The organism is Gordonia abscondita (assembly GCF_032711245.1).
GTDB lineage: Bacteria > Actinomycetota > Actinomycetes > Mycobacteriales > Mycobacteriaceae > Gordonia.
The window spans coordinates 2774538-2800897 of sequence record NZ_CP128986.1 but is presented as its reverse complement, the minus strand read 5'-3'; the positions used below and the strand labels follow the sequence as shown (position 1 = coordinate 2800897).

Genomic DNA, 26360 nt, shown 5'->3' with positions numbered 1-26360 from the left:
GCGTCGACGCTGGGCGTCGTCCATCCGGACCTAGAACACGTCGGGGTGCAGGCCCCGCGCGATCTTCTCCACCGCGCCGATGTTGCCGAGCGAGCCGGGGTGCAGATCGCTCTCCGCCACCGCGATGAGTCTGCCGTCTCGAACCGCGCCGAGGCTGCCGAATCTGCGTTGCAGGTAGTCCCGCGTGCGCTGCTCGTGGCGAGCGTCGGTGACCCCGAAGACGATGACCTGCGGATCACGCGAAATGATCTCCTCCGGGTTGATCTCGGCGGCGAAGAAGTCGGCGAACTCGGGCGACTTCGGATCGAAGACGTTCGCCCCGCCCGCGCGGTCGATGATGTCGGCTTCGACGCCCGCACCGATCGCGGTGAGCGAATTGCCTTCGACATACAGCTGCGCCACCGTCGGCCGGGATCGGCCGTCGATCGCCGTATCGACCGCGGCCAGACGTCGCCGACTGTCGTCGGCGAGGCGGGTGGCGGCATCGGGCACCCGCATCACCTTCCCGAGATTGTCGATGTCAGTGAGCACGTCAGTGACCTTCGCGGTACTCCGACGGTCGGCGCACCCGCCGGCAGCGATATAGGCGTGCGCGCCGCTGCGTTCGATCTGGCCGACGTCGGCGAAACCCTGTTCGGCGGTGAACTCGTAGGATGTCGGCGCGACCACCAGGTCCGGCTCCACCTCGAGGAGGGTTTCGCGTGAGGGCGGCGCATCGGCACTGAGGACGGGGACGTTCCGCGCTTGCGCCGCGACGTCCGGCGGCAAGTCGGAGACCGACGTCTGCGCCTGTCCGACGAGACGGTCACCGAGCCCGAGCCGAAGAAGCAGATCGGTCTGCGTCGGCATCATGCCGACGACCCGCTTCGGCGTCGACGCGAAGGTGAGGTCGCGTCCGCAGTCGGTGATCGTGACAGCGGAGCCCCCCTCGGCCGAGACCGTATCCGATTCGACTCCAGCGCCGCATGCGGCCAGGAAGGCGACGCCGAGGGCCGCGGTCGCCGCGCCGAACATTCGGGACGATCGGATGGCAACAGGTCTGAGTGATGTCATGGAGATTTCGCTTCCTCTACTGGAATTCTGCTGGGATACTTCTGCTGGGATTCCGTCATTGGGGTTCCGCTAGGTGGGGTGCGGCCGCCGGTCGGGTCAGTCGGCCTGTCGAAGATGAGGTGGCGGCGACCGGTGACCGGATGCGCCACGGGGGTCGCGGCCACACCGAACACGCTGTGCAGCAAATCGACGCTCATCACGTCGGCCGGTCGCCCGTGCGCTACGAGGCGACCGCCGTCGAGGACCGCGACCTCGTCGCAGACCGCGTCGACGAGATCGAGGTCGTGCAGCGCCATGAGCACAGTCCGACCCGTCTCGCGGATCAGGGCGAGCAGGTCTAGTCGATGCGCGATATCGAGATGATTCGTCGGCTCGTCGAGCACGAGGATCGGGGTCTCCTGAGCGAGGGCGCGCGCGAGCATCACTCGCTGACGTTCCCCGCCGGACAACGTCGCGACGGACCGACCGGCCAACTCGCGGCCGCCGACCCGGTCGAGACTGTCGGCGGCCACGTCGACGTCATGCGCCGAGTCGCGTCCGAACCCTCGTCCATGTGGGAGACGACCGAGCAGCACCAGGTCGCGGACCGTCATATCGAACTCGCCGGCGCTCTCCTGCGCCATCACGGCGATACGGCGGGCCAGATCGCGACGAGACAACGCCGTCACATCCGTGCCGCCGACCTCGACGCGGCCGGTCACGATCGGTATCAGACCCGCTACCGCGCGCAGCATTGTCGATTTGCCGCTGCCGTTCGGCCCGATCACACCGAGCACCGTCCCGGCAGAGGCCGACAGATCGACTGCCTCGACGACCAGACTTCCGGATCGACGGACACCGAGTCCCTGAACATCGACTCTCATCGGCCGACCCCCACCGCATCCGCGCTGTCTCGACGCAGCAGCCAGAGGAAGAACGGTGCTCCAACAATCGCGGTGAGCACACCCAACGGAACTTCGGTCGGTTGAGCCACGGTGCGTGCCGCGAGGTCGCACACCGCGAGAAACACCGCACCGCCGGATACCGCCACCGGCAGCATCCGCCGATGATCGGATCCGACCACGATCCGTGCCACGTGGGGGACAACGAGTCCGACGAAACCGATGCCGCCGGATACTGCGACCACCGAGCCGGTCAGCAGCGCCGACGCGACGAGGACCACAGTCCGCAACCGATTCACGTCGACCCCGAACGATGACGCCGCGTCGTCGCCGACGAGTAACGCGTTGAGCGATTTCGCTCGCAGCGCCGCGAACAGGCCGACGGCGCCGAGTGCGACCGCGGGCAGGACGAGATGGCCCATGGTGGCGGCGGAGACCGAACCGAGCAGGAAGAACATGATCGAGTAGACGTTCTGCGCGTCCGTCGACACGGTGAGATAGCTCGTGATCGCCGACAGGAAGGCGCCGAGCGCCACCCCCGCCAAGATCAGTCGTTGCGGCGCGATACGACCGGACTTGCTAGCGAGCAGATAGACGGCCACGGTCGCGACCAACGCACCGAAGAACGCCGACGCGCTGATCCCCACCCCACCGATCCCGACCGCACTGCCGACGCCGAAGACGATGGCACTCACCGCGCCGACCCCCGCGCCTGCCGAGACCCCAAGGATGTACGGCTCAGCGAGCGGATTGTGCACCACGGCCTGCATGAGTGCGCCGGCCAACGCCAGCGCGGCTCCGGTGAGCACCGCCAGCAACGTCCTCGGCAGCCGAAAATCCCAGACGGCACTGTCTTGAACAGCTGAAAGCGATCCGTCAGACATCCACGGCATACCCGGGATCAGGTGGCCGACGATCACCCGGGCCGCCTCCCCGACGGACACGTCGATGGTTCCGATGCTCGCCGAACCGATGACCACCAGCGGGAGCGCGAGGATGAGGACGGGCAGCAGGATCCGCGTGCGGATCGTCGCCGTCATGCGTCGGCCTCGCACGTCGTGTCGGCGGCGAACGCGAGCAGTCGCGCACCCATCGCGTGCAGTGCGTCCAAATGATTGCCGCCGTGGCCCGCGTCGTCGCGTCGCCAGAGTTCGGCGTCGCCGCCGACGTCGCGGAGCGTATCGACCACGCGGCGGGTGGCGTCGGCCGCGACCCGGGTGTCCTCGCCGAGGACGATGCCGAGGAACGCAGGCACGTTGTCTGCCCGAGCGAGCCGGCCAGCTCGATGCAATGGAGACAACGACGCCAGGCGTGCGTCCCCGGCAACCGTTCCGTCCGCGCCGAACTCGTCCGCCCACCGATGTCCGAGCGGGTGCTCGTCGAGTCTGGTCAGGTCGAGGGGCGCCGCGGTCGCGACGACGGCCGCGCACGTGTCGGGGGCGCCGAACGCGGACGATGCGGCCAGGACTCCCCCGTGAGACGCGCCTGCGAGCACAAGCAGGTCGGGCGTCGTGAGGCCGGATTCCACGAGCCCCCGCGCGACGCACGTCAGGTCGTCGACTCCGCGGCGTTTACGTGGACCGTAGCCGGCCGCCCGCCACGCGGCTCCGCGCTCACCGCCGCCCCGGACCTGTGCCACCGCATACGATCGACCGGATTCGACCCAGGCGGCCGCGGTCGGCTCGAACTCCGGTAGAGCGCACTGTCCGAACCCTCCATAGCAGGTCAGGATCATCGGCCGTGGACGGTCGTCTCCGGCTGGAGCGGCGACCGCCACCGAAAGGTCGGTGCCGTCGTCGGCCGGGACGGTCAGCCAGCGGGTGGACGTTGGGGACGCGGGACGCCGGCCACCTCGGACATCGTCGAGCCGAATCGGTGTCGGCGGCCGGGTAAAGGATTCGACCAGCACCACGAACCCATCGTGCGCGGCGGCCACCGCGCTGACGGTCACCGGACCGAGGGAATCCTCCGGGTCGATCTCGTCGATCTGGACGCCGGAGACGACCTCCGCAAGAACGCCGCGGCCGGCTCGGACGCCCGCGACGAGCAGCCGGTCCCCGGACACGGCGATACCCGTCGGGGTGATGTCCGGGTCGCACCAGTCCCAGAGGCGTCGACCGCTCGCGGGGGCGATCGCGTGCAGACCACGACCGTCGCCGTACACCGCAGCACCGTCGCAGTCGACGATCGTGGTGACGGCTCGGGCCTGAGCGATCTCTGTCTTCGTCGACCGGTCGAGGATCGTCGTCGGTCTGCCAGGTCGACTGTGGGCCAGCAACCCGTCTTCACCGCCGGGAAACAGTCTCCATCGGCCCACCGGCAGTACGTCAACACCGGCGACCCGTTCCCCGGGGACATCGACGTCGACCAGACTGCCCTCAGCGACCACTGAGAGTCGCGACGACGTCCGGTCCCAGAGCATCGGGTCGTAGCGACATCGGACGTCGCCGAATTCGATGGTTGTGCCGGATGCGACGTCGACGATCACCAGAGCCGCGTCTTCGTCGGCGCTCGCGGCGAGCTGGACCGCGATGCTGGACCGATCCGGCGCCGCCGACCAGGCGAGGATATGGCCGTCCGGTTCGAGGACCGGGACGTGATTCGCCGCGAGGTACAGGCCGCGGCGGGCCTGTCCGGGTAGTCGAACCAATTCGAATCCGTCGATCGGCAAAGATCGTCGGCCAACCCGCTCCCACCGGTGCAGAGCGGCGGCGAGCCCGGTCGTGGAGCGCGCGCGGGTCCAGGTCATCGCCGTCACCGGCCGACCAGGTCGATGGAGCCGCCGGTCCAGTGCAGCAGACCGCCTTGATCGAGCGGCGACCCGACCGCGACCGTCGTGGCCCCGTGGTCGTCGACGATGAGAATTTCGCCGTCTCCGCCGCGGGTGACCGCTATCGAGGTGCCTGCCGGGTGGACGGCTACCGACCGTCGCTGTGCAGGCGGGTCCCACGGCACCGCTCCCGGTCGCGGCGGTCGCGACATGGCTGGCAGGTCGACGGTCTGTTCCGCGATGAGATCCGTTGTCCCCGCGCCAATCACAGTCAACTCGTCGCCGTCCGGATGGATCGTGGCGACAGCGGCCCGCGAGCCGCCGAGACCGAACCGGAACGCCAACCCGGACGGCAGGCCTGCCGTGCGAGTCTGTCCGGTTGTGAGATCGACGGCAACCAGATGATTGGTCCAGTGGAGCCATTGTTCAGGATCGGCGGAACCTCCGCGGACCACGCCGAATGCGGATCCCGTCGCGGCGTCGAATCGGAGGTAGTAGGCGCGGCCGGTCACCGGCCACTCGACGACCCCGATGGGGCGAGGGACCGCCCGGTCGACGACGAACCGTTCGAGACCACGTCCGGTCGCCACCGCGAACACGCCGGACACCGGATCGACCGCAACGCCGTGCCCGTCGTCGCCGACCGCGTCGGTCACGTGGCCTGTCATACGCGGGACGTGCGGTCCGGCCGCCAAGCAGGCGTCGACTGACATCGCCTCCACGGCCCCCGGTTCGCGGTGCGCGATCACGACGTGCGATTGACCGGTGGTCTGATCGGCGACGACACCCACACCCGGTTCTCCGGCCCGACCGCGCACTCGGATGGTCCGTCCGGCGGCCAGGTCGACCACGGTGTACACGTCGCTCCACGGCCGCAGGTCCGCACCGAGCCCTGTGGTCACGGCGATGAACCGCCCGGTGTCGTCGCACGACAGGTGCTCGGCGGGGATCGCGATCGGAACGGTGCGCCGCCGCCCGCCGGTGTGCACGACGAGTTCACCGCGCAGATCGTCCGCGTACGCCCATCCACCGCCGGGAACCGCGAGCACGCCTGCGTGTTCGGCCGCCATCCCCTCGTCGACGACGGACACGTCCGAGTCGACGAGACGGTAGACGAGACCCGCACGGTGGTCGGCGACGATCAGTTCAGAGGAAGTCACCCGATGAAAGTTATTGCAATTGGTTTCCATTATCAAGTACGGTTGCGCGGGTCTGCTTCGGCAGACGCGGCCGACACCGGTCGGACCGTTCCACAACGAAAGGAAACGTCCCATGGACGCACAGCTGATCGCCGAGATCGAAGAGCCCGAGCAGTTGGCTCACCTGTCGGCAAGCCACTCGAACGCCCTCGTGGACAACCCGTTCGACTGACTCGACATCTCACGGTCGATCCGTGAGCCCGCGCCTCGGGCGGGCGGTCTCGACCCCGCTCGCCCGAGGCGTCTCGCCCGTTCACCCTCGCCAGGAGATCCCGCTTTGCCCGACCGAACAGTCGCCCCCGTCACCGGTACGGGTGCAGTAGTCTTCGACGACGAGGCCCGCGGCGACACCGTGCTGCGTACGGCCACCGGCCGATTCCACCACCTCATCGATCCCCCCGGCGACCTTGTCGCCCACCTGGCCGGCCTTGCCCACCAGAACGCGGCCCACCAGAACGCGGCCCACCCGAACGCGGACGTCGACGACTATGTGGAACGATTGCGCGACGAGATCGTTGATCGCGAGCGCGCCGACGCCCAGTCACGCTGGCCGGACCACCGGCGGAACGTCGCCGTGATCGGGTCGGGGCCGATCGTCGCCGACATCACGACGGCGCTCAACGAGATCGGCGTCCGCGTCCAACGCCACGAGCAGGCCATCGCAGTCGATCCAGCGGCCGTCGATCCGGCGGCCATCGCACTCGTCGTGGCCGTCACCGACGATCCGACCCACCTGGACCACCTCGACGATCTGCCGCGCGTCGGCGTCGCCTGGTTGCGGGCGTACCGCGAAGACTCCGTATGGTTCGTCGATCCCGTCTCCACCACGCCGAGCGATCCGTCCGCCCGGCAGGTGGCCCGACGCCGCCTCGCCGCGCAACCCGTGCCGCGGCACTCACAGGGATGGCACCGCGGCGTCCGCTCCGCCGCTCCCGAGCCGACCGCTCTCGAACGGGTCCGCGTCGCCGATCGACTCCTCGCCGTCGCCCTCGCCTGGGCCCAGGACGACCCGTTCCTGACCACTTATCGACGGACCTTGTGGAAGTACATCGCCGCGACCGGCCGCGTCTCCGAGCATCCCGTGCTTCCCTACCCAGAGCCCGCACCCCGATGACCGGGTCTTCGACGCCCATCCCGCCCGGCGCCCACGACCACATCGTCAACCTCCGCGACGGAACCGTGCTGCGCGGACTGTCGTGGACGTGCGACAACCCGGGCGGCGTCGTGGTGCTCCGCACGCCGTACGACGCCGCCCGCCACGAGTCGACCGGCCGAGCGTGGGCTCACCGCGGCTACGAATGCCTGATTCAGGACGTCCGCGGACGCTACCGATCCGGCGGATCGTGGGTGCCGTACCGCCACGAGTCCGCCGACGGCGGCGAGGTCGTCGACGCCGTCGCCGACGCCCGACCAGGCCTCCCGATCCTCGTGTACGGGGCGTCGTACGCCGCACACACCGCGCTCGAGGCCACCCAGACGGCCACCGCAGAGGTGGCCGCGGTCATCACCGCGGTCCCGGTGCTCGGCCCGGCCGAGACAACAGTCGACGCCCACGGCGCTCCACAGACCCGCCACCGCGTCGGCTGGTGGCACGAACACGGACACGGCCGGACCAGCCGGCCGCCGTTGACCGATGCCGAACTCGATGCCCGCACAACACGAGTCGACGAGGCGGGCGGACGCGCTGCCGCAACCGAATGGGGCTGGCCGGAACCGACACAACAGGCGTGGCGCGACCTCTGGTCGGCCGTCCCGGTGGACGTCGCCCGCAGATTCCGCGACATCACGTCTCCACTCCTGGTTCTCAGCGGCCATCACGACTTCTTCGACCACGACGCACGGCGCCTCGCACGCGACTGGCCGGGGCCTGCCCATTTCGCCGTCGGCCCGTGGGGACACCGAGTCGGCCGCGGGCTGAGCGCCGTCATCGACCCGTGGCTTGCTTCGCAAGGCTTGCCCGGGCGTCCGGCGCCGTGGACCTCGATCCTCCACGCCCACCGACCGACCTCGTCGACATTCGACGCCGCCGCCAACACATGGCGTCACGAAAGGACCCTCCCGTGAGCGCACCCTTGCCCGTCGCCGTCCTCGTCGATCCCGAATGCGGCGTCATCCGATCGGTGCGGGACGTGCCGCACCCGGCAGGCGCGCCGACCGCGTACACCGGCATGACAGCGGCCGTTGCCGATGCTCGTCTACTCGGTGACTGGCCCGCCGACCGCGTGTCCTTGGGAACCTCGTTCGACGACCCCGACCGCGCCTGGATCGCGGCCGTCGCCGAAGGCGTCGAACGCTACTGCGGCAACTGGCTTCCCGCCGAGTTCGGCGACGACCTCGCCGTCGCGACCCGCGCGGACCTCCTCGGACGCGGCCGGACGCCGATCGATCTCTCCGAGCTTCCCCGGTTCGCCGACTGGCAGCACGCACGAACCGGCTTCCCATATGCGCGTCTGACCGACGACACCCCGACCCTGTGGTCGAAATGCGTCGACGATCGAGGGGAGCCGGTGTGGCTGCCCGCGTCGCTCGTGCACCTCAACTGGCGGCAGGCCCGACTCCGGCACCTGCCGCGCATCCACCACCTCAACTATGCGGGCATCGCCACCGGTCAGGGCGTCGACGACGCGCGCGACCGCGGAGTCATCGAGGTCGTCGAACGCGATGCGCTGGAGGTGTGGTGGCACTTGGACGGCCCGACGGTCGGCATCGATCCCGAGAGCGTCCCCGGCTTGATCGACGATCTCGCAGGCGCCAACCTCGACGTGTCGCTGACCGTGATGCCGTCCGAGTTCGCCCCGGCAATCGCCGCGCTTGTCCACGATCCGGTGCGTGGACTGTACGCCGCCGGGTTCTCGGCGGCGCTCGATCCCGCTCAGGCTGCACGCAAAGCCGTGCTGGAAGCGGTGCACACCTGGCTGTACACGCAGGGCTGCACCGACGCCGACGGCTGGGTATTCCGCGCGGTCGGCGAAGGACTCATGGCGGCGGGCCTGCAATTGGCGTTCCGACCGGACCGGTCCTACCTGGACGCGGCGGGCCCCGAATGCGAGCGGATCGTCGACCTCGGCGCGCACGTGCAGGTCTGGCTCGATCCCCGCGTGCATGAGGAGGCTCGCCGGTTCACCGCCCCGGTCGGCGGGGTGCTTCCGCTGAACGAGGCTCCGGTGCCGCGAGTCGACATGCCGGAGGTGTATCGACGCCTGGCTGCGGGAGGTCATCGGGTGATCACCCGCGACCTGACCACCTCGGATGTCGCATTGACACCGCTCCGAGTGGTGCGGACCGTCGTCACCGGCCTGGTCCCGAATGCTCCGGCCGCCTTCTCCTACTTCGGTATGCCGCGGTTTCGGGAGTGCGCTCTCGACCGCGGATGGCGGTCCCGCTTCGATGGTCGGCCCGACGAGTTCACGCTCGTTCCGCCGCCCCACATGTGAGCCGATGATCCCCGACGACCTGGCGCGTGCGTGGACGCCCGCTGATCCAGGCCAACCCGTGCCGCCCGGCCCGCGGACCAACCCGTGGGCGGCGGTCGGTGCAGTGCCCGTCGTGGCACCGCCGCGCGTCGCCGCACTGCTGGACGGCCTCTGGAACGACGGCGGACCGCATATGCTCCCCGACGGAGCACGCTCGCACGTAGCTCGCCGACCGGTGCCGTCGGCGGGCGGCGCATACCCGGTCCAGACTCACCTCGTAGTCGGCGACGTCGGATTCGACGGGCTCGATCCCGGACGGTACGTCCTGGACGACAACTCGGCGACGCTGCTGCGCAGAGGACCGGTAGGCGCCGGATCGGACCGGACACACTTGGTGTTCACGGTCCTTCCTGGGCGGTCGTACTCACGGTACCGCCATCGATCGTGGCCGCTGTGGATCGCCGACACCGCCTACGCCGTCGCCGCTGTCGAGTTCCTGTGCGCGACACACACCCCGGTCATGCTCGGCCCCGATCGCCGGATTCGGTCGCTACTGGGATTTGCACCGGCCACCGACACGAACCGGTGGACCGACGCCGGCCTCGTTCCCGAGATAGCCCTCGCCGCTACGACTCTCTCCCACCGGACCGCGGTGTCCGAGGTTCGGCGGACGGCTTTGCGGAGTAGGCGGTCTCCCGCCGTTGCGGACTTCGCGTCCCGTATCGGCCGACAGCGGCCCACCGACGGCACGGTGACGATCGCACAGGCGTCACAGCAGCGTTGGGTGTTGGGCGCCGACCACGTGCGATCGTGGACGGTGTCGCCGACCGACGACGCGCAGACCCTGCTGGCAGCGTTGTGGTCAGTGCATCGCGCAGCGGCTCACCTGGTGTACCGGCACGCGCTCGACGGCCGTCGAACGTGCCGGCCGGTGTCCGGGACGACACTCGTCGGCGGCCGGTGGCCGGTGCACGCCGTGGCGTCACTCGATCGACGGGCGACGGAGGAACGCCGATGATGGTCGTCCGGGTGCTCTGGCGCGAAGCCGCGCGCTTCCCCACGTGGCTGGCCGGCGCCGTCGTGCTGCTGACCGCGATCTCGGCGACCTACATCGCACAAGCCATCGCGGTCGCCTGGGCGATGACCGCCGCGGTGGACGGTCGTCGGGGCGACGTCGTCGTCGCGCTCGGCGCGATCGTCGTGATCCTCGGCATCCGGGTGGCGTCGATGCTCGCCCAAACGTCGGTCGCCGCCCGACTCGGTGGCCGGGTGCGAGCCGCGATCCGTCGGCGAGCGCTCACCGCGGTGCTGTCGCCGGCGAGTCTGCACGACGAGACGGTGCGGGACGGAACGTTGCGCGCCACCGTCACCGATGGGGTCGACGGCACCGACTCCTATGTCGCCAAATACATACCGGCGCTCGCACAGCTGGCGGTCGTGTGCCCGATGGTCATCGTCGCGCTGCTGTTCTTGGCGCCGATCGCCGCGGCCGCTGTCGCTGTCGGCGTCCTCGTCGCGCTACTCGGTCCGAAGGTGTGGAGACGGCTGTCAGCGCGCCGCGGCCGCGAGCACTGGGACTCCTACGAATCGCTGAGCGCCGACCTCCTCGAATCGTTGCGCGGCATGCCGACCCTGCGTGTGCTCGGCGACGTGCCAGGTACTCGCGTCGCGATCGGCCGCCGGTCGGAGGCACTGCGGACCGCGACCGAGCGCAGCATGCGGGTCTCGCTCGCCGAGACGGGTGTCACCGACTTCGCGGTCCAAGCCGGTCTGTTCGCGGCGGCCGCCGCGGCGATCGGCGCGGCGACGACCGGGCACTCGCCCACGATGGAGGTCTACCTGGTGTTGCTTCTGGCCTCGGAGGCATTCCGGCCGGTCCGCGACCTGTCCAAGCATTGGCACGCGGGATTCCTCGGTGTGTCCGCGATCGTCGGCCTGGAGCGGATCGGCGCGTTCGACGCCGCACCGTCGGTCGTCGAACCGCAGCCCACCCGGCTGTCGGGGTCCGCGCACGAGTTGCGCGTGTCCGGGGTGTCGTTCACCTATCCGGGGGCGGCCGCACCGGTGCTCGACGAGCTGACGCTGGCCGCGACGACGGGCACCATCAGCGCGATCGTTGGCGCGTCGGGGGCCGGGAAGTCGACGCTGCTCGACGTGCTCCTCGGGTTCCTCCGCCCCGACGTCGGGTCGATCTATCTCGACGGCCGTCCGCTGCACCCCGGCGACGTCGCCGTCCTCTCACAGCACCCGGTGCTCTTCGCCGGGACAGTCGCCGACAATCTCGGCGCGGCGCGGCCAGTCACCCGCTCAGAGATGGTGGACGCCTGCCGCGACGCGGGCGTCCTCGTCGACGTCCAGCAGCTCTCCGACGGTTTCGACACCGTCGTCGCCGAGAACGGACACAACCTGTCCGGCGGTCAACGACAACGACTGGCCTTGGCTCGGGCGCTGCTCGCGGCGCGGCCGGTACTCCTCGTCGACGAGCCGACGAGCGCGTTGGACGCCGAACGTGCGGCCGGCGTCCTCGACACGCTGCACCGGGTCGCCGCGGACCGCATCGTCGTGATGGTCAGCCACCGTCCGGAGTCGCTCGCCGCCGTGCCCGACGTGTACCGCCTCGACGGCGGAGTACTCGTCAGGGAGGCCGGATGAGTAGGCCGACGTCGATGGACGCCTTCATCCGGTTGGTCCCGGCTCTCCGGCCGGAGAGGCGAGCCATGGGCTGGAGCTTCGCAACCGCGACGACGAGCGCGGCTGCCCTCGTCGCGCTGACCGTGCTCATCGCGGCCGGGGTCGGCCACGCCGTCGTCGACGGCGTCGCCCCATCAGCCTGGTGGTGGTGCGCGGTGACCTTCCTGGTGATCGCCCGGACGGTCCTGACCTGGCACGAGATGGACGTCTCGCACGCGCTCGCCTACCGGGTGCTGGCCCGGCTTCGGACCGTGCTGTTCGACGCGTACGCACGCGGTGCGGGTGCGCACCGTCGAGCACATTCGGGACGGTCCGCGAGCATCGTGATGGATGGGATCGAACGGCTCGAGTTCTTCTACGCACACACTGTCGCGCAGTTGGGCGCGTCCGTCGTCGTGTTCGTCGGCTCGGTCGCGGTGGCCGCAGCTCTCGCCCCGACCACGGCCGTCGTCACCGCGATCGGCGGTGTCCTCGTCTTGTTCACCTCGTCGGCATGGGCCCGCACCGCGCAGCGTCTCGGGGCAGCGGACGACGCGGCCCGGGAAGTCGTCTCCGTCCGGGTCGTCGATGCGCTCGGAGCGCTGCGGGAGGTCCTCTCGTACAGAATCACGCAGCCGATCGTCGACACTGTGGCCGACGCCACCGACCGCGCGAGCCTCGTGCATCGACGCCGAGAACTGATCGAGCGACGCAGCGAAGCGGTCCGTGATGTTGTCGTTACCGCGGTCACCATCGGCGTTCTCGCTGCCGCCGACGGCGCTCCGGCACTACTACCGGCACTGGTCGCGCTCGCGCTCGCGGGCGTGTCCGCAGCGTCGGACGCTGCGTCGACCCTCACTCGGCTTCACCCGTTGACCGCCGACGCAGTCCGGGTCGCCGACGAGATCGCCGCGCCGACGGCGACCCCTGAACCAGCCAGCGGAATACCCGTTCCCGACGGCCCGCTCGGCGTGGACTTCGACGGGGTGCGGTTCGCCTACGACGGTGGCCGCGACGTGATCGGGTCGTTGACGCTCCACGTGAAGGCGGGCGAGCACATCGGACTCACTGGCCCGTCCGGATCAGGAAAGAGCACCGTCCTCACCTTGGCGGCACGTCTGCGCGACCCGGTCGGCGGGCGAATCAGTCTCGTCGGCCGTACCGGTTCCGTGCCGTTGCCGGACGTCGTAGACGCCGAACTCCGTCGCGTCGTCGCCGTCGTCGATCAGGACGCGACAATGTTCTCCGGCACGGTGCGCGACAACCTTCTTCGCGGTGCTCCCCCACGCGACGACGCGGAGCTGGCCGCCGCTCTGGAGACGGTCGGCGTCGCCGATCGGATCACCCTGGACGCCGAGCTCGGGCAGTCCGGGCTACGACTGTCCGGCGGTCAACGGGCACGCCTGGCGCTGGCTCGAGCGCTGGTGCGTCGTCCTCGCGTGCTTCTCGTCGACGAAGTCACCGCGAGCCTGGACCCCGAGACTGAACGGGCCGTGTCCGCGGTACTCGCCGACTTCCCCGGAACCCTCGTCGTCGCGACGCACCGCCGCGAGACGTTGGCCCGGCTGCACCGAGTGATCAGCGTCGACCAGCTCGGCTCAGCGCAGGATCAACCACGCGATAATGACGAGAATCAATAGCGCGACGAGCGCCATGGTCACTTTGGAACGGAACATGACTTTTAGATACCCAATCCGTGATCGTCGCCCACATCGCGTCGAGAGAACGCTGCGAACACTTTGCCGACGAGATAGTTGACCCCGAAGGCGATGGCTGTCGCGAGCGGGATCGCGACCAACAGGAACACCACGAGCTGAGGGACGAACGGGAGGCCGGTGAGCCACTCCTCCACCGAGTCCCACCACGCCAGTGCTCCGCTCATGCCGTCACCCTACTCGCCGGGCGCGGCGAGACCACGCCGCGCCAACAGCGGTCCGACCTGGGCGTCGCGACCGAGCATCGTCGCGTGCGCGCGCACCGGGTCCACGCTGTCGCCGCGTGAGAGTACAGCGTCGGCGAACGCCCGGCCGAGTTCACGGTCGAGTCCACCGCCTGCCAGGAACCACTGTTCGGTCTCGGCGTCGAGCACCTCCGACCAGACGTACGAGTAGTAGCCGGACGAGTAGCCGCCCGCGAATACGTGGTTGAAATATGTGGTGCGGTAGCGCGGCGGAATCAACTCCGACCACAGGCCCACCGCCCGCAGCGCTTGCTCCTCGAAGGCGAGGACGTCGACGGGGATCTCGTCGGGACCGAGGCGATGCCAGGCGAGGTCGAGTGCAGCGGCCGCCAAATACTCGACGGTCGAGTGGGCGGTCTCGGTGGCCGTCGCGGCGCGCACCGCGTCGAGTAGGGCAGGCAGTGCTGGCTCACCTGTCCGATAGTGCTTGGCGTAGCCGCCTACGACGTCCGGGTGCAACGCCCACATCTCGTTGACCTGCGACGGGAACTCGACGAAGTCGCGGGGCACCGACGTTCCCGACTGGGAGACGTAGTCGACGTCAGAGAGCAGACCGTGAATGGCGTGGCCGAACTCGTGGAAGACCGTGACCACCTGGTCGAGCGTCAGTAGGCACTTCTCGCCGTCGTCCGGCTTGGTCAGATTCGACACGTTGACGATGATCGGCGACGTCCCGCGACTGCGGGACTGGTCGACGATATTGTTCATCCATGCGCCGCCCCGCTTGGACGGGCGGGCGAAGAAGTCACCGAGGAAGAGCCCGACGCCCGCACCGTCGCGGGTGACCTCCCACACGCGGACGTCCGGATGGTATCCGTGCAGGTCGGGACGCTCTGTCATGGTGAGCCCGTACAGCGCGTGCGCTGCCGTGAAGACACCGTCGCGCAGCACCGATTCGAGTTCGCAATACTGTTCGAACTCGTCGATGTCGACGTCCCCGCGCGCCCGCTGCGACGCGGCGAGCGCGTACGTGACGTCCCACGGCTGCAACTGGGCACCGTCGGCGACGCGGTCGAGTTCCCGGCCACTCGCAGCCATCGCCGCGCCGCCGAGGTCAGCGAGCAAGTCGGCTGCGGCCTGCGGGCTCGGAGCCGTCTGTTCGGCGATCACGTATCCGGCGTGGTCGGCGTAACCGAGGAGTCGTGCACGGCGGGCACGCAGCTCCACGATCTCGCGAACCGTGTCGCGGGTGTCATACTCATTGCCGCGCGCGCATCGACGAGTCGACGCCTCGAACACGCGTCGGCGGGCATCTGCACTGGTCAGCTTGGCGATGCTTCCTTGGCTCGTCGGCAACTCCAACGCGATGAGGTAGCCGTCGCGCCCGGCGTCGACGGCAGTCCTTCGCGCGGCAGCGATCTCGCCGTCCGACAGCCCGTCCAGGTCTGCGACGTCGTCGAACACGACCGCCGACGCATTCGTGTCGTCGAGGAGACGCTGCCCGAAATCGGTGGTCAACGTCGCCAGCCGCGACGACCACTCCCGCATCTGCGCCTGCCCCGCCTCGTTGAGCGCGGCGCCCGCACGCACAGCGTCCCGGTACCGCTGCTCGACGAGTCGACGCTGCGGCTCGGTCAGACCGGTCTCATCGCGCGCGGCGTAGACCGCCTCGATCCGCGCGAACAACCGTGGATTCATCGCGATGGCGTTGGCGTGCTCGGTGAGCCGGACCGCAAGCGTCTGCGCGATCTTCTGACGTACCGGATTGCTGTCGGGCCCTTCGAGATTGAAGAAGATCCCGTTTGCCCGCGCGAGCGCGCGCCCGGAGTTCTCCAACGCTTCGACCGTGTTGACGAACGTCGCCGGATCGGGATCGCGCGCGATGTCGTCGATCTCGGCGAGATGCTCGGCCAACGCGATGTCGTAGGCGGGCAGGAAGTCGGCGTCGGAGATGGACGCGAAGTCGGGCAGGCCGTACGGCAGACCGGAGTCGGCGAGGACCGGGTTCATCGCGTCACTTGCCCTTCGGCTTGTCGCCCGCCTCGTCGGTGGACAGCGCGGCCACGAACGCTTCCTGCGGAACCTCGACACGGCCGATGGTCTTCATGCGCTTTTTGCCTTCCTTCTGCTTCTCGAGCAGCTTCCGCTTACGGCTGATGTCACCGCCATAACATTTGGCGAGGACGTCTTTGCGGATCGCACGGATGTTCTCGCGCGCGATGACCTTCGATCCGATGGCTGCCTGCACGGGAACCTCGAACTGCTGGCGTGGGATCAGCGCCCGGAGTTTGTTTGTCATCTTGTTGCCGTACGCGTACGCGGCGTCCCTGTGGACGATGGCGCTGAACGCGTCGACGGCCTCGCCCTGCAGCAGGATGTCGACCTTCACCAGGTCGGCTTCCTGTTCGCCCGACTCCTCGTAATCGAGGCTCGCGTAACCTCGGGTCCGCGACTTGAGTGCGTCGAAGAAGTCGAAGATGATCTCGGCCATCGGCAACGTGTACCGCATTTCGACACGCGACTCCGACAGATAATCCATGCCGCCGAGTTCACCTCGCCGCGACTGACACAGTTCCATGATCGAACCGATGAACTCACTCGGCGCGATGACCGTCGTCTTCACGACCGGTTCGTAAATGTTGCGGGTCTTGCCGGTCGGCCAGTCGGACGGGTTGGTCACGACCTGCTCGGCGCCGTCGTCCATCACCACGCGGTATACGACGTTGGGGGCGGTCGAAATCAAGTTCAGGTCGAACTCGCGCTCGAGACGTTCGCGCGTGATCTCCATGTGCAGCAGACCGAGGAAGCCGCAGCGGAAACCGAACCCGAGCGCCACCGACGTCTCCGGCTCAAACGTCAGCGACGCGTCGTTGAGCTGCAGCTTCTCCAAGGCTTCACGGAGCACCGGATAGTCGGAGCCGTCCATCGGATACAGACCCGAGTAGACCATCGGACGCGGTTCCCGGTAGCCGGTCAACGGCGTCCCCGCACCGCCGCGCGCGGTGGTCACGGTGTCACCGACCTTCGATTGGCGGACATCCTTCACGCCGGTGATCAGATAACCGACCTCTCCGACGCCGAGTCCCTTGGTCGCCTTCGGTTCGGGCGAGACGATGCCGACCTCGAGCAGTTCGTGCGTGGCACCGGTCGACATCATCGAGACCTTCTCGCGCGGAACGATCCGCCCGTCCACCACGCGCACATAGGTGACGACGCCGCGGTACGTGTCGTACACCGAGTCGAAGATCATCGCGCGGGCCGGCGCGTCCGCGTCGCCGACGGGTGCCGGAATCTGGCGGATCGCCTCGTTGAGCAGCGCCGAGACGCCTTCACCCGTCTTGCCGGAGACGCGCAGCACGTCCTCTGGTTCACAGCCGATGATGTGCGCGATCTCGGACGCGTACCGGTCGGGGTCCGCCGCGGGCAAGTCGATCTTGTTCAGGACTGGAATGATCGTCAGATCGTTGTCCATCGCCAGATACAGGTTGGCGAGCGTCTGCGCTTCGATCCCCTGCGCCGCGTCGACCAGCAGGATCGCACCCTCGCACGCTTCGAGCGCACGGGAGACCTCGTAAGTGAAGTCGACGTGCCCAGGCGTGTCGATGAGGTGGATGACGTACTCCTCGCCGTCCACCACCCACGGGAGGCGCACGTTCTGCGCCTTGATGGTGATGCCGCGTTCGCGTTCGATGTCCATGCGGTCGAGGTACTGCGCACGCATCGCCCGCTCCTCGACCACGCCGGTCAGCTGCAGCATGCGGTCCGCCAGTGTGGACTTACCGTGGTCGATGTGCGCGATGATGCAGAAGTTCCTGATTTTCGCGGGATCGGTGAACGTCGTGTCTGCGAAGCTGGGAATCGAACTCACTCCTCGGGCGGCGGGGCCGGACCGGGTCCGGCACACAAATCACCCTCCAGTTTCGCACGTCGACCCGGCGGGCGACGATTCACCGACGTACGGACGTGACGGTAATGTCGCCGGCGTGACGAACGCCACCACTGTGACTGCCGGATCCGTTGTCGCCGACCTCGATTCGCCTGACGATCCGGTCGGTCTGATCGTGCTCGCCCACGGTGCGGGCAGCGACCGGCAGTCCGTGCTCCTTCGCGTGCTCGGCGACGCGCTGGTCGACCGCGGGTTCGCGGTCGCGCGAATCGACCTCCCCTACCGCCAGCTCCGACCGAAGGGACCACCGTCGCCGTCGAAGGCAGCGGCCGATCGGGACGGTATCGCGGCCGCGGCCGCGCTGCTCCGTCAGAAGGTCGGCGGGGACGGTCCGGTGATCGTGGGTGGACAGTCGTATGGCGGGCGCCAGGCATCGATGGCCGCGGCCGACGATCCGAGGATCGCCGACGGCCTGCTCCTCACCTCGTATCCGCTGCATCCGCCGGGGAAGCCGGAGAAGGTGCGGACCGAGCATCTCCCGCGGATCACGGTCCCGACGCTCATCGTGCACGGCAGATCAGACGCGTTCGGCACGTCCGATGAGTTCGCGGCCGTGCTGCCCACATTCGGCGGACCGGTACGGCTCGTCGAGATCGAGAAGGCCGACCACAGTCTGAAACCCGACCGCAGCGGCGTCGGACCCACCGCGGCGGACGCGGTCGACGACTGGCTGCTTCCCGCAGCGCGAGAGTTTGCAGCGAGCCGATGACCGGGTCCGATCGCGCTCGCACCTGAATGTCGACGGCTAGCGTCGAAGCGCCTGCGCTCGACGTCGGACGGCGCGCACCACATTGCCGACTCGCGTCTTCAAGCGGACCGGCGGATCGACGATCGTCGACGCCTTGACCCATTGGGCGATCGCGTCGAGTGCCGCGTCGAACACCTGCTGGTCGGTGACCGGCGGCGCGTCGGTGCCACCGGTCGTGACGCGCAGGTCGTCGACCGTCCCCGACACCGGATATCCGCCTGCGATGACGGCCGCGACGAGTTCCTCGGAGTAGTCGGTGACCCACGCGAGCTGGTCGGCGGCCAATCCGATGGGTGCGCCGCCGTCGACGTTGGACATCACCTCGTGGATGAGGACGCTTTTGACGAGCCGCTCGTATCGACTCCATTCGACGTCGGTCGGCTGAAGCCGCGTGTTGAGGCGGCGTAGGAACTCGGTCTGGGACGCCGACAGCGAACTGTTGTCGCTGACTGGCGGCTCCGGGAGGACGACCGGATCGATGTCGACGACGCGCAGAAACCGTTCCCACAGTCCGTCGCCGGGTGCGGCGGCCCCTTTGGCGGGGACGGTCACGATGTGGACGCGGTCAGCTCCGACGACCGACGACCAATCCGCGAGGATACGTCGATAGTCCTGGAACTCCCAGAACGGTTCGTCACCTGACGCGTCGGGCCCCCCGCTGATCGACGAGAGAAACTCGTCGAGGGTCGCGCGACGCTGATTCTTGACATTCTCCTGCCACACCGACGGAACTTGCCGCCCGAGGTCGCGCACCGTGAGGACCGCGTGTACTTCGTCGGCGAACGACAGGTCGTCGACCAGTGCGCGGATCCGGTCAGGTCCGGCGTTGGCGAACAACTCGTGCGAGACGAGGGAGCGTCGCGGCCATGCGCGCATCTGCTCGATCATGGCAGGCCATGCGTCGGCGTGTTCAGGTCGCGCCCAGTCGAGATATCGCTCGGGCTGCAGGTGGGTCGCGGCATGGAAGTGGTCGTCCATGGTGACGCCCGGATACAACAGGCCTGCGGCCATCGCGTGATCCCGATTTCGCCAGAGACGACCCTGGATGTGGGTCGTGCCGGTCTTCGGCAGACCGACGTGGACGTAGACGACTGACATGCCTGCCACCCTATTAGGATCACGGTGAGCCGAATCCGCTCGGCTCGCTCGTCCTCACGATTTGGGTGGCTACCCCGGCGCTGGTATCGTTGACCGCTGTTGCGCTTGACGCCGACTTCTCGGTCGCGGAGCGCTGCCCAGAACACAGTACGGACGGCCGAACGGCCGCTGACAACGACGAGAAGGAATTCGCGTGGCAAACATCAAGTCGCAGATCAAGCGGAACAAGACCAACGAGGTGCGCCGTCAGCGCAACCAGTCGATCAAGTCGGCCCTGCGCACTTCGATCCGCACGTTCCGCGAGACCGTCGCCACCGGCGACAAGGACAAGTCGGCCGAGATGCTCCTCGACACGAGCAAGCAGCTCGACAAGGCCGCGTCCAAGGGCGTCATCCACAAGAACCAGGCCGCCAACAAGAAGTCGGCCATGGCTGTGGCAGTCAACAAGCTCTGACGTTTCGCGGGCTCCGGCCCGCAGCTTGACGATCTTCATATGTAGTACGGAAAGAACCCCGACGGTGTCCACGCGGCCGTCGGGGTTCTTTCCGTGTCGATTGATCCGTCCCTTATCGTCCCCGCCTCGGCCGCAACTGCGCGACCTGTGACACTGCACGTTCGACGGCGTAATCCATGTCGGCGGCTTGGCCTTTCACGTCGCCGTTGAGGTCGGCGACGACGAGCATCGCCTTCCCGATCGACTCGGAGTCCCATGCGCGCGCCTGACCCTGGATCTTGCCGATACGCCCCGGCGGCATGCCGAGCTCGGATGCGATCGAATACTTGTCGGTGCCACCGAGTGAACGGACGCGGGCGATCCCGAACACGGCTTCGGCGAGGGCGTCGGCGAGCAGCACGCGTGCGGTTCCACGATGCGCAGCCCAGGCAAGCGATTCCATCGCACCGGCGAGATCGCCAGTGACGGCCTTGTCGGCGACTTCGAAGCCGGTCACTTCGGCACGTCCGGTGTAGTAGGTCCGCACCGCGACTGCGTCGACTCTCCCGCCTGTGTCTGCGACCAGTTGGTGACAGGCAGCAGACAGTTCGCGCAGATCGGATCCGACCATCTCGGTGACGAGTTCGACCACTTCGGCACTGACCTTGACGCCGAGTTCGCGGAACTCGGCGCGCACGAAGTCGACTCGCTCGTTCGGCCATTTCGGTGCGGTGCACGCGAACTCTTGTGCGCCTTCTTTTTTGAGGAGACCGACCATCGACTTCTGACGTCCGCCACCGGAGTGGATGACGACCATCGTGATGCCTTCGGGCACCGACTTGGCTGTCCCGACGATCAGCCCGGCAGGTTCTTTGCCCGCGGCGTCGGCCGCCTCGATGACGACGATGCGTTCGTCAGCGAACAGCGACGGGCTCAACAACTCGGCGAGTTCGGGCGCCGTGACCTCGCCAGCCCGCACTCTGGTCACTGGAACGTCGGCACCCGACTCGCGGGTTCGCTCCGCACTGATACGCGAGATCACACGTCCGGTCAGGAAGTCGTCGTCACCAAGCAGGAGAAACAGTCGATCACTCACCGGTCCATCCTTTCATCCCCGCACTGACCCGGACTCGAGCCACCTACTGCTACAACATTGACACATCCGTACGACATCTCCGCCGGACAACGGCGACACCGCTAGTCGAGCATCATTGGAATGAACATCGACAATGCGAGGTCCGGCAGCCGATTCCGATCGCCGCTCCTCTGGGGCTTGATCATCGCCGCCACCGCGGTGTCGGTCGCGCTCACCGTCGCGCTCGTGGTGACCCACCTGGAATCCGGCCCATCCAGCGCGACCCCAGCCCCGTCCGCGTCCGCCCCGTCGACATCCGCTCCTCTGGCATCGACTCCGTCGGCATCCGGCGATGTAGACGGCTACATCCCGGACAGCGACCCGATCTCGCCGTTCGCCGATGTCCCGGCGATTCAGAAGTTGGACGACGGCCTGCGCACAGCCGTTCGCTCGGCGACTCGACGGGCCCAACGTGAGGGCGTCGACGTGCGCATCACCTCAGGCTGGCGCAGTGTCGCGCTACAGGACAGACTTCGTCAACAAACCATTGAAGAGAAGGGCGAGGAGTATGCGGCGACCCATGTGAAGCCGTCGACCGAGTCCGAGCATATTCACGGTCGCGCCGTCGACATCGGACCTACCGACGCCGCCGATTGGATGAGCCGGCGCGGTGCCGAGTTCGGCCTCTGCCAGGTCTACTCGAACGAGCTATGGCATTACGAGCTGATCGCCAAAGATGGCGCGTGCCCGCCGATGCGAGCGGACTCGACCGAGTGATGGTGTTCTAAGTACACCTAGGCCCGTTCGCGCAGAATGCCGATGTGCCGCACGGCCCCAGACAACACTGGCAGAGCCTTCGGTTCAGACCAGGTGCGCAGTCCGTCAGTGCTGTCGGAGTAGAGGTACCGGCCATCGCGGTAGGAGTCGAGATACAGCCGCCAGGCGCCGTCAGGCAGCTCGACTACCGCGGGACCCTCCACCAGCGACCCCCAATCACCCGGTTTCACAAAGGAATAGCGGCCGGTCAGCGAGGACGCGACGGCGTGCTCGATGACTTTCTTCGTCTCGTTCTTGGTGAAGGCGTGGTAGGTCGACCCGATTTTGACCACCGTGGTGTCGATATGGTCGGTGCCGATGCTCAGGATCGGAACCGGCAGACTCCAGATCTGCAGCGACCGGTCCTGCGCGGTCATCACGTACGGCATGAATCCGCCCCCGGTCGACAGGGAGACGATGATGTTGACCCGACCGCCGTCGACGAACCATTCAGGCGCCCACGCCTTAGTGACGAACGGCGAGAGCGACGGGCCGTCCTTGAAACCGGCCGAGCCGGTGAAGCCGAACGGGTTCACCGGCCCCTTCCCGTCGCCGGTTCCCGGTAGGAAGGCACAGCAGAGCGGCAGGGGCCAGTTTCGCATCTGAGTCCAGGTGACGCGGTCGGCGCTGCGGGCGAAGCCGATGTTCGCACCGTCCGCAGTCGTATAGGTGACGTAGTACAGACCGTCGGTGTGCTTCATGATGCTCGCGTCTCGGATGTATCCCGACGCAGGCCGGTACGCCGCCTTCGCGGCGAGTCGGAACTGCGTGCCGTCGCCCGACTCGTACACGTCCATGTCCCGAGCGCTGGCATTGCTGAACGCGACCATCGTGTACCGCCACTGCTCCGGCGGTTCAGCACCGCTGACGCCGGGGCTCGCGAGCAGCGGTCCGACCACGGCGAGCAACACTACCGAGGCCAACGCCGCACCGGCACGCAATACAGTACTCATCGCTAAATCATGGCGACAATCATTCGTATCACCAACCCCACCAGCCACAAAGGTGCAGGATCGTTACGATTCCGGCGACCGCGACGAGCGCGCCTGCCACAACCACACCGGGCACCTCGGGCGAGACCCAACCGGGACCGCCCAGACGATCCGCAATCGCGATAAGCCACCGGACCGGCGGCCCCGTCGCACGCACCAGGAACTCGGCGAGCACACTCTGCGGGCCGTACCGCGGGCCGAGGGCTCCGACCGCCGCCGCGAGTGTCCCCACGATGCCGACCAACGGAACCACAGGGGCCGCAAGAAGATTCGCGGGCACAGCGAAGACACTGACCTGGCCGCTTATTGCGATGACGAGTGGAGTGGTCAATATCTGCGCGGCCACCGTCATCGACACCAGCGCGGCAGCCCACTCGGGAACTCCACGGTTGGTCATCGCGAAACGAATCGGCACCGACCACAGAACCAGACCGAGGGTCGCCGCCACCGACAGCGCGAATCCCGGCGCCAACGCCATCTCCGGCCACCACAAGACGACCACGATGACTGCGGCGCCGAGCGCAGGCAACGCCTGCGACCGTCTCGAAGACAGAGCCGCAGCCAACCCGACACCACCCATGACCGCCGCACGCAGCACACTGTCAGTCGGGCGCACCAAGATCACGAACCCGACCACCGCGACCACACCGACGACGAACACCGTGCGCGGCCGAGCGCCGAACGCCCGGACGCACAGCAAAACCGCACCGACCACTAACACGAGATTCGCCCCGGACACCGCTAAAAGATGCGACAGTCCGGACGCTCGGAAATTGTCACGGGTGTCCTGGTCGAGTCCGCCGGTGTCGCCCAAGATCAGGCCGGGCAGCAGCCCGCCGGACCGACCACCGAGCGCGTCGGCTGCGATCTCCCGAAGCCGGAGCCGTACGCTGCCTGCCGCGCGCTGCCACCACGGAGCGTCACCGCGCTTGCTCACGTCGCCGACCGCAGTGAGATCGGCGGCGACGAGTCGATCTCGGCCGGGCACAGCCGCCGCGGCGACCCGGATCCGCGCCGACAGCCGCTCCCCCGGCAGCAGATCACCGATGTCCGACGACGCGGCCAGCCGCGCGGCCACCGGACGTTGAACGCGCCCCGCCAGTGCCTCCACCCGGACGGCGACAGTGAATCGGTGCTGACCCGGCCAGTACATCGGGTCTCCGGCGACGGTCATCTCGACGACGGGCTTACCGACCGCGTCGGCTATCGGGGCCGCGTCGACGGCGGCGATCCGCAGCAGCACCACAACGCCCGCCGCTACGCCGACGCCGCAGACCGCGGCAACCGTCACCGCCGTCTGTCTACATCGCGCATCGCGACTGCACCATCCGGCGGTGACCGCTCCGACGGCGAGGAGTCCGACGATGATTCGCGACATGCTCGTCGGCACGAGGAGTGTCACGACGGTAGTGGCCCAGCAGGCTGCCGCAGGGGCGGCGAGCCGGAGGTCGACCATCAGCCGGCGGTGACGAGCGGGCGCAGCTTGGCTAGCCGTCCTTCTCCGATACCGTCGACCTCGGCGAGTTGATCGACCGACGAGAACGCACCGTTGGCCGCCCGCCACGCGATGATCGATTGCGCCGTCACCGGCCCCACCCCCGGCAGCGCATCGAGTTCGGCCTCGGTCGCCGTGTTCAGGTCTACCAACTTTCCCGAACCGGCCGAACCCGAACCCGACGTCCCGCCCGAAGTCGTTGTCGCCGCCGACCCGCCCGAACCCACCACCGCGCTTCGGACCTGACCGTCGCCTTTCTGTCCAACTAGGATCTGGTCGCCGTCGTGCACGATCTGTGCCAGATTCAGACTCATCGTGTCGGCGTTCGGGCGGGTGCCTCCCGCCCTCGCCAGCGCGTCGGCCACCCGAGAGTCGGTCGGCAGTCGCACAAGGCCGGGCCGGTGCACCAGACCGACCACGCTGACGACGGCCTCAGCCGACGGACTCTTCTCACTCGCGGCGACCGGAACATCGGGCGTGGACGGGGTCATCGAATCGGCCGCGTCGAAAGCCACCAAAGGGGCTGCGGGCTCGTTCTGCTTCAGCAGCGAGTAGCCGGCGAAACCGCATCCGATCAGCCCGACCAGGATCAGTCCGAGTGCCGCCGGAGGGAGCATGGTCCAGCGCCGACGGGGCGGCTCCCACTCGTCGCCCGTCTCATCGTCATCCGTCTCGTCCGGGTTCTCGTCGTCGAGACATTCGAATCCAGATGATCGGCGCGTGTTCCACGTCTGTCTACCCCGTCGGGTGTCGAGCCAGTCGGGCATCGCCGTCTCGCCCCATCGGTCGGCGATTACATCGTCGCTCTGGTCGTCGAGTTCGCCTGGCGGCACGTTGGCGCGCGCACTGATCAGTCGTGACAGTCGATCCGGCCCAGAGTCGCGGTCCCGGCCCGCCCGCAGTTCCATCCCCATGTGTGGACGGTAGGTCGGGCCGCAACATCACGAAAGGCGAGAACCGATGAAACAGCAGAACTGTGGATAGCAGGCTGTCTGTCAACAGCTGTGGCGCATCGAGAGGGTCAGTCGAGGGGGTCGAGTCCGAAGCCGAGGGCGACGCCGACGGCACCGGGGCCGACGTGCGCGCCGAGTACGGGACCGAGGTCGACGGTCAAGGACGACGTGACGTCGTCGAGGCGTTCGAGCATCGTGTCGAGGACTTCCGACGCGAGGTCCGGGTTCTGGCAGTGCTGGACGCCGAGCGTGACCGGGTCTCCGTCGGCGAGTTCGACGGCGGCGTCGACCATTTTTGCGATCGCCTTCGTCATCGTCCGGTGCCGTTCGCGCAGGGCAAGGAGTCCGTCGGACATGTGCAGGATCGGTTTGATCGACAACGCCGAACCCAACAGGTGCCCGGTCAGGCTGAGTCGGCCGCTGTTGCGCAGATTGTCGAGACTCTGCACACACATGATCGACTCCGCCGTCGCCGCGGCCCGCACCGTCGCCTCGTACACCTCGTCGCGGGACGCGCCCGACTCGGCGGCCTGTGCCGCCGCCATCGTCGTCAATCCGAGCGACACACCGACCGACCGCGAGTCGACTACGCGCACGCCACCGTCGACGGCGTCGGCGGCGAGGCGGGCCGCGCTCCACGTTCCGGAGAGTCGTCGTGACATGTGGACGGCGACCACGCCGTCACCGTCGCTGCGTTCGACCGCCTCCTCGTAGGCGCGACGCAGATCGGCAAGGCTCGCCCCCGAGGTGGTGACTCCGGAAGCTGCGATGACATCGGGCGGGACGTCGTCGCAGCCTTCGAGGTATTCGGTCCCGTCAGCGAGCGTCACGTGCAGCGGGACCTGGGTGATCGTGTGGGCGTCGGCCAGTGACACAGGCAACCGCGAGGAAGAGTCGGTGACGACGACGACAGGCACG

24 protein-coding genes are annotated in these 26360 nt (G+C 68.1%); 10 read left to right on the top strand and 14 right to left on the bottom strand.

Translation table 11 applies throughout. From position 1 onward, the window contains the following. Nucleotides 1-30: 30 nt before the first annotated feature. The 5 genes from MP11Mi_RS13220 to MP11Mi_RS13200 are packed head-to-tail and all read right to left on the bottom strand — an operon-like array spanning nucleotide 31 to nucleotide 5864. Nucleotides 31-1053, bottom strand: coding sequence for an ABC transporter substrate-binding protein (locus MP11Mi_RS13220; RefSeq protein ID WP_420039369.1), 1023 nt, complete (start codon nucleotides 1051-1053; stop codon nucleotides 31-33). Further along, nucleotides 1050-1916 carry an ABC transporter ATP-binding protein gene (locus MP11Mi_RS13215; protein ID WP_420039368.1) on the bottom strand — a complete coding sequence of 289 codons (867 nt, stop codon included), beginning with the start codon at nucleotides 1914-1916 and terminating at the stop codon, nucleotides 1050-1052. The genes MP11Mi_RS13220 and MP11Mi_RS13215 overlap by 4 nt, the downstream gene beginning before the upstream one ends. Beyond that, nucleotides 1913-2974: a FecCD family ABC transporter permease gene (locus tag MP11Mi_RS13210; protein ID WP_420039367.1), complete on the bottom strand. Its 1062-nt coding sequence runs from the start codon at nucleotides 2972-2974 to the stop codon at nucleotides 1913-1915. The genes MP11Mi_RS13215 and MP11Mi_RS13210 overlap by 4 nt, the downstream gene beginning before the upstream one ends. Further along, nucleotides 2971-4683: a prolyl oligopeptidase family serine peptidase gene (locus tag MP11Mi_RS13205; protein WP_420039366.1), complete on the bottom strand. Its 1713-nt coding sequence runs from the start codon at nucleotides 4681-4683 to the stop codon at nucleotides 2971-2973. Before MP11Mi_RS13205 ends, MP11Mi_RS13210 begins: the two co-directional genes overlap by 4 nt. Nucleotides 4684-4688: 5 nt before the next feature. Beyond that, nucleotides 4689-5864: a hypothetical protein gene (locus tag MP11Mi_RS13200; protein ID WP_420039365.1), complete on the bottom strand. Its 1176-nt coding sequence runs from the start codon at nucleotides 5862-5864 to the stop codon at nucleotides 4689-4691. Nucleotides 5865-5976: 112 nt separating this feature from the next. Here MP11Mi_RS13200 and amiA point away from each other — a divergent pair, with 112 nt between their 5' ends. From amiA to MP11Mi_RS13165, 7 genes are all read left to right on the top strand, one after another. Continuing rightward, nucleotides 5977-6075 carry a streptamidine family RiPP gene (gene amiA / locus MP11Mi_RS13195; protein ID WP_420039364.1) on the top strand — a complete coding sequence of 33 codons (99 nt, stop codon included), beginning with the start codon at nucleotides 5977-5979 and terminating at the stop codon, nucleotides 6073-6075. A 105-nt stretch (nucleotides 6076-6180) separates the two neighbouring features. Continuing rightward, complete coding sequence (locus tag MP11Mi_RS13190) at nucleotides 6181-7017, top strand: hypothetical protein (RefSeq protein WP_420039363.1); 837 nt, start codon at nucleotides 6181-6183, stop codon at nucleotides 7015-7017. Then, nucleotides 7014-7967 (top strand): CocE/NonD family hydrolase, encoded by a 954-nt coding sequence (locus MP11Mi_RS13185; protein WP_420039362.1) that lies wholly within the window; start codon nucleotides 7014-7016, stop codon nucleotides 7965-7967. The genes MP11Mi_RS13190 and MP11Mi_RS13185 overlap by 4 nt, the downstream gene beginning before the upstream one ends. Then, the gene (locus tag MP11Mi_RS13180; RefSeq protein WP_420039361.1) at nucleotides 7964-9337 is read left to right on the top strand and encodes a YcaO-like family protein; all 1374 of its coding nucleotides are present in this window, start codon (nucleotides 7964-7966) and stop codon (nucleotides 9335-9337) included. The genes MP11Mi_RS13185 and MP11Mi_RS13180 overlap by 4 nt, the downstream gene beginning before the upstream one ends. A 4-nt stretch (nucleotides 9338-9341) precedes the next feature. Continuing rightward, nucleotides 9342-10334, top strand: a complete 993-nt coding sequence (locus tag MP11Mi_RS13175) for a nitroreductase family protein (protein ID WP_420039360.1) — start codon at nucleotides 9342-9344, stop codon at nucleotides 10332-10334. Beyond that, entirely contained in the window at nucleotides 10331-11968 is a 1638-nt protein-coding gene (locus MP11Mi_RS13170) for an ATP-binding cassette domain-containing protein (RefSeq protein WP_420039359.1), read from the top strand. The genes MP11Mi_RS13175 and MP11Mi_RS13170 overlap by 4 nt, the downstream gene beginning before the upstream one ends. Further along, the gene (locus MP11Mi_RS13165; protein ID WP_420039358.1) at nucleotides 11965-13626 is read left to right on the top strand and encodes an ABC transporter ATP-binding protein; all 1662 of its coding nucleotides are present in this window, start codon (nucleotides 11965-11967) and stop codon (nucleotides 13624-13626) included. Before MP11Mi_RS13170 ends, MP11Mi_RS13165 begins: the two co-directional genes overlap by 4 nt. A gap of 41 nt (nucleotides 13627-13667) precedes the next feature. Here the strand turns inward: MP11Mi_RS13165 and MP11Mi_RS13160 are convergent, their stop codons facing one another. Genes MP11Mi_RS13160 through lepA form a run of 3 tightly spaced genes read right to left on the bottom strand, consistent with a single transcriptional unit; the run spans nucleotide 13668 to nucleotide 17754 of the window. Further along, a complete protein-coding gene (locus MP11Mi_RS13160) occupies nucleotides 13668-13868 on the bottom strand; it encodes a hypothetical protein (RefSeq protein WP_420039357.1) in 201 nt (66 codons plus the stop codon). A 9-nt stretch (nucleotides 13869-13877) separates the two neighbouring features. Beyond that, a complete protein-coding gene (locus tag MP11Mi_RS13155; RefSeq protein ID WP_420039356.1) occupies nucleotides 13878-15896 on the bottom strand; it encodes a M3 family metallopeptidase in 2019 nt (672 codons plus the stop codon). A gap of 4 nt (nucleotides 15897-15900) precedes the next feature. Further along, nucleotides 15901-17754: a translation elongation factor 4 gene (lepA, locus tag MP11Mi_RS13150; protein WP_420039355.1), complete on the bottom strand. Its 1854-nt coding sequence runs from the start codon at nucleotides 17752-17754 to the stop codon at nucleotides 15901-15903. A gap of 115 nt (nucleotides 17755-17869) precedes the next feature. Here lepA and MP11Mi_RS13145 point away from each other — a divergent pair, with 115 nt between their 5' ends. Then, entirely contained in the window at nucleotides 17870-18541 is a 672-nt protein-coding gene (locus tag MP11Mi_RS13145) for an alpha/beta hydrolase family protein (protein ID WP_420039354.1), read from the top strand. A 36-nt stretch (nucleotides 18542-18577) separates the two neighbouring features. Here the strand turns inward: MP11Mi_RS13145 and MP11Mi_RS13140 are convergent, their stop codons facing one another. Continuing rightward, a complete protein-coding gene (locus MP11Mi_RS13140) occupies nucleotides 18578-19678 on the bottom strand; it encodes a sulfotransferase family protein (protein ID WP_420039353.1) in 1101 nt (366 codons plus the stop codon). Between the two features lie 193 nt (nucleotides 19679-19871). Between MP11Mi_RS13140 and rpsT the strand changes: the two genes are divergently transcribed. Then, nucleotides 19872-20132: a 30S ribosomal protein S20 gene (rpsT, locus tag MP11Mi_RS13135; protein ID WP_420039352.1), complete on the top strand. Its 261-nt coding sequence runs from the start codon at nucleotides 19872-19874 to the stop codon at nucleotides 20130-20132. 112 nt (nucleotides 20133-20244) lie between these two features. Here the strand turns inward: rpsT and holA are convergent, their stop codons facing one another. After that, complete coding sequence (holA, locus tag MP11Mi_RS13130; protein WP_420039351.1) at nucleotides 20245-21207, bottom strand: DNA polymerase III subunit delta; 963 nt, start codon at nucleotides 21205-21207, stop codon at nucleotides 20245-20247. Nucleotides 21208-21327: 120 nt separating this feature from the next. On the opposite strand from holA, the gene MP11Mi_RS13125 reads away from it, so the two are divergent. Beyond that, on the top strand, nucleotides 21328-21963 hold the full coding sequence (locus tag MP11Mi_RS13125; RefSeq protein ID WP_420039350.1) for a D-alanyl-D-alanine carboxypeptidase family protein: 636 nt from the start codon (nucleotides 21328-21330) through the stop codon (nucleotides 21961-21963). Between the two features lie 17 nt (nucleotides 21964-21980). Here MP11Mi_RS13125 and MP11Mi_RS13120 read toward each other — a convergent pair whose 3' ends face one another. From MP11Mi_RS13120 to MP11Mi_RS13105, 4 genes are all read right to left on the bottom strand, one after another. Continuing rightward, nucleotides 21981-22955: a glycoside hydrolase family protein gene (locus MP11Mi_RS13120; protein WP_420039349.1), complete on the bottom strand. Its 975-nt coding sequence runs from the start codon at nucleotides 22953-22955 to the stop codon at nucleotides 21981-21983. A gap of 28 nt (nucleotides 22956-22983) precedes the next feature. Further along, nucleotides 22984-24450: a ComEC/Rec2 family competence protein gene (locus MP11Mi_RS13115; protein ID WP_420039348.1), complete on the bottom strand. Its 1467-nt coding sequence runs from the start codon at nucleotides 24448-24450 to the stop codon at nucleotides 22984-22986. Then, on the bottom strand, nucleotides 24450-25403 hold the full coding sequence (locus tag MP11Mi_RS13110; RefSeq protein ID WP_420039347.1) for a helix-hairpin-helix domain-containing protein: 954 nt from the start codon (nucleotides 25401-25403) through the stop codon (nucleotides 24450-24452). Before MP11Mi_RS13110 ends, MP11Mi_RS13115 begins: the two co-directional genes overlap by 1 nt. Nucleotides 25404-25510: 107 nt before the next feature. Then, a complete protein-coding gene (locus MP11Mi_RS13105) occupies nucleotides 25511-26359 on the bottom strand; it encodes a DegV family protein (RefSeq protein WP_420039346.1) in 849 nt (282 codons plus the stop codon). Nucleotide 26360 lies beyond the last annotated feature (1 nt).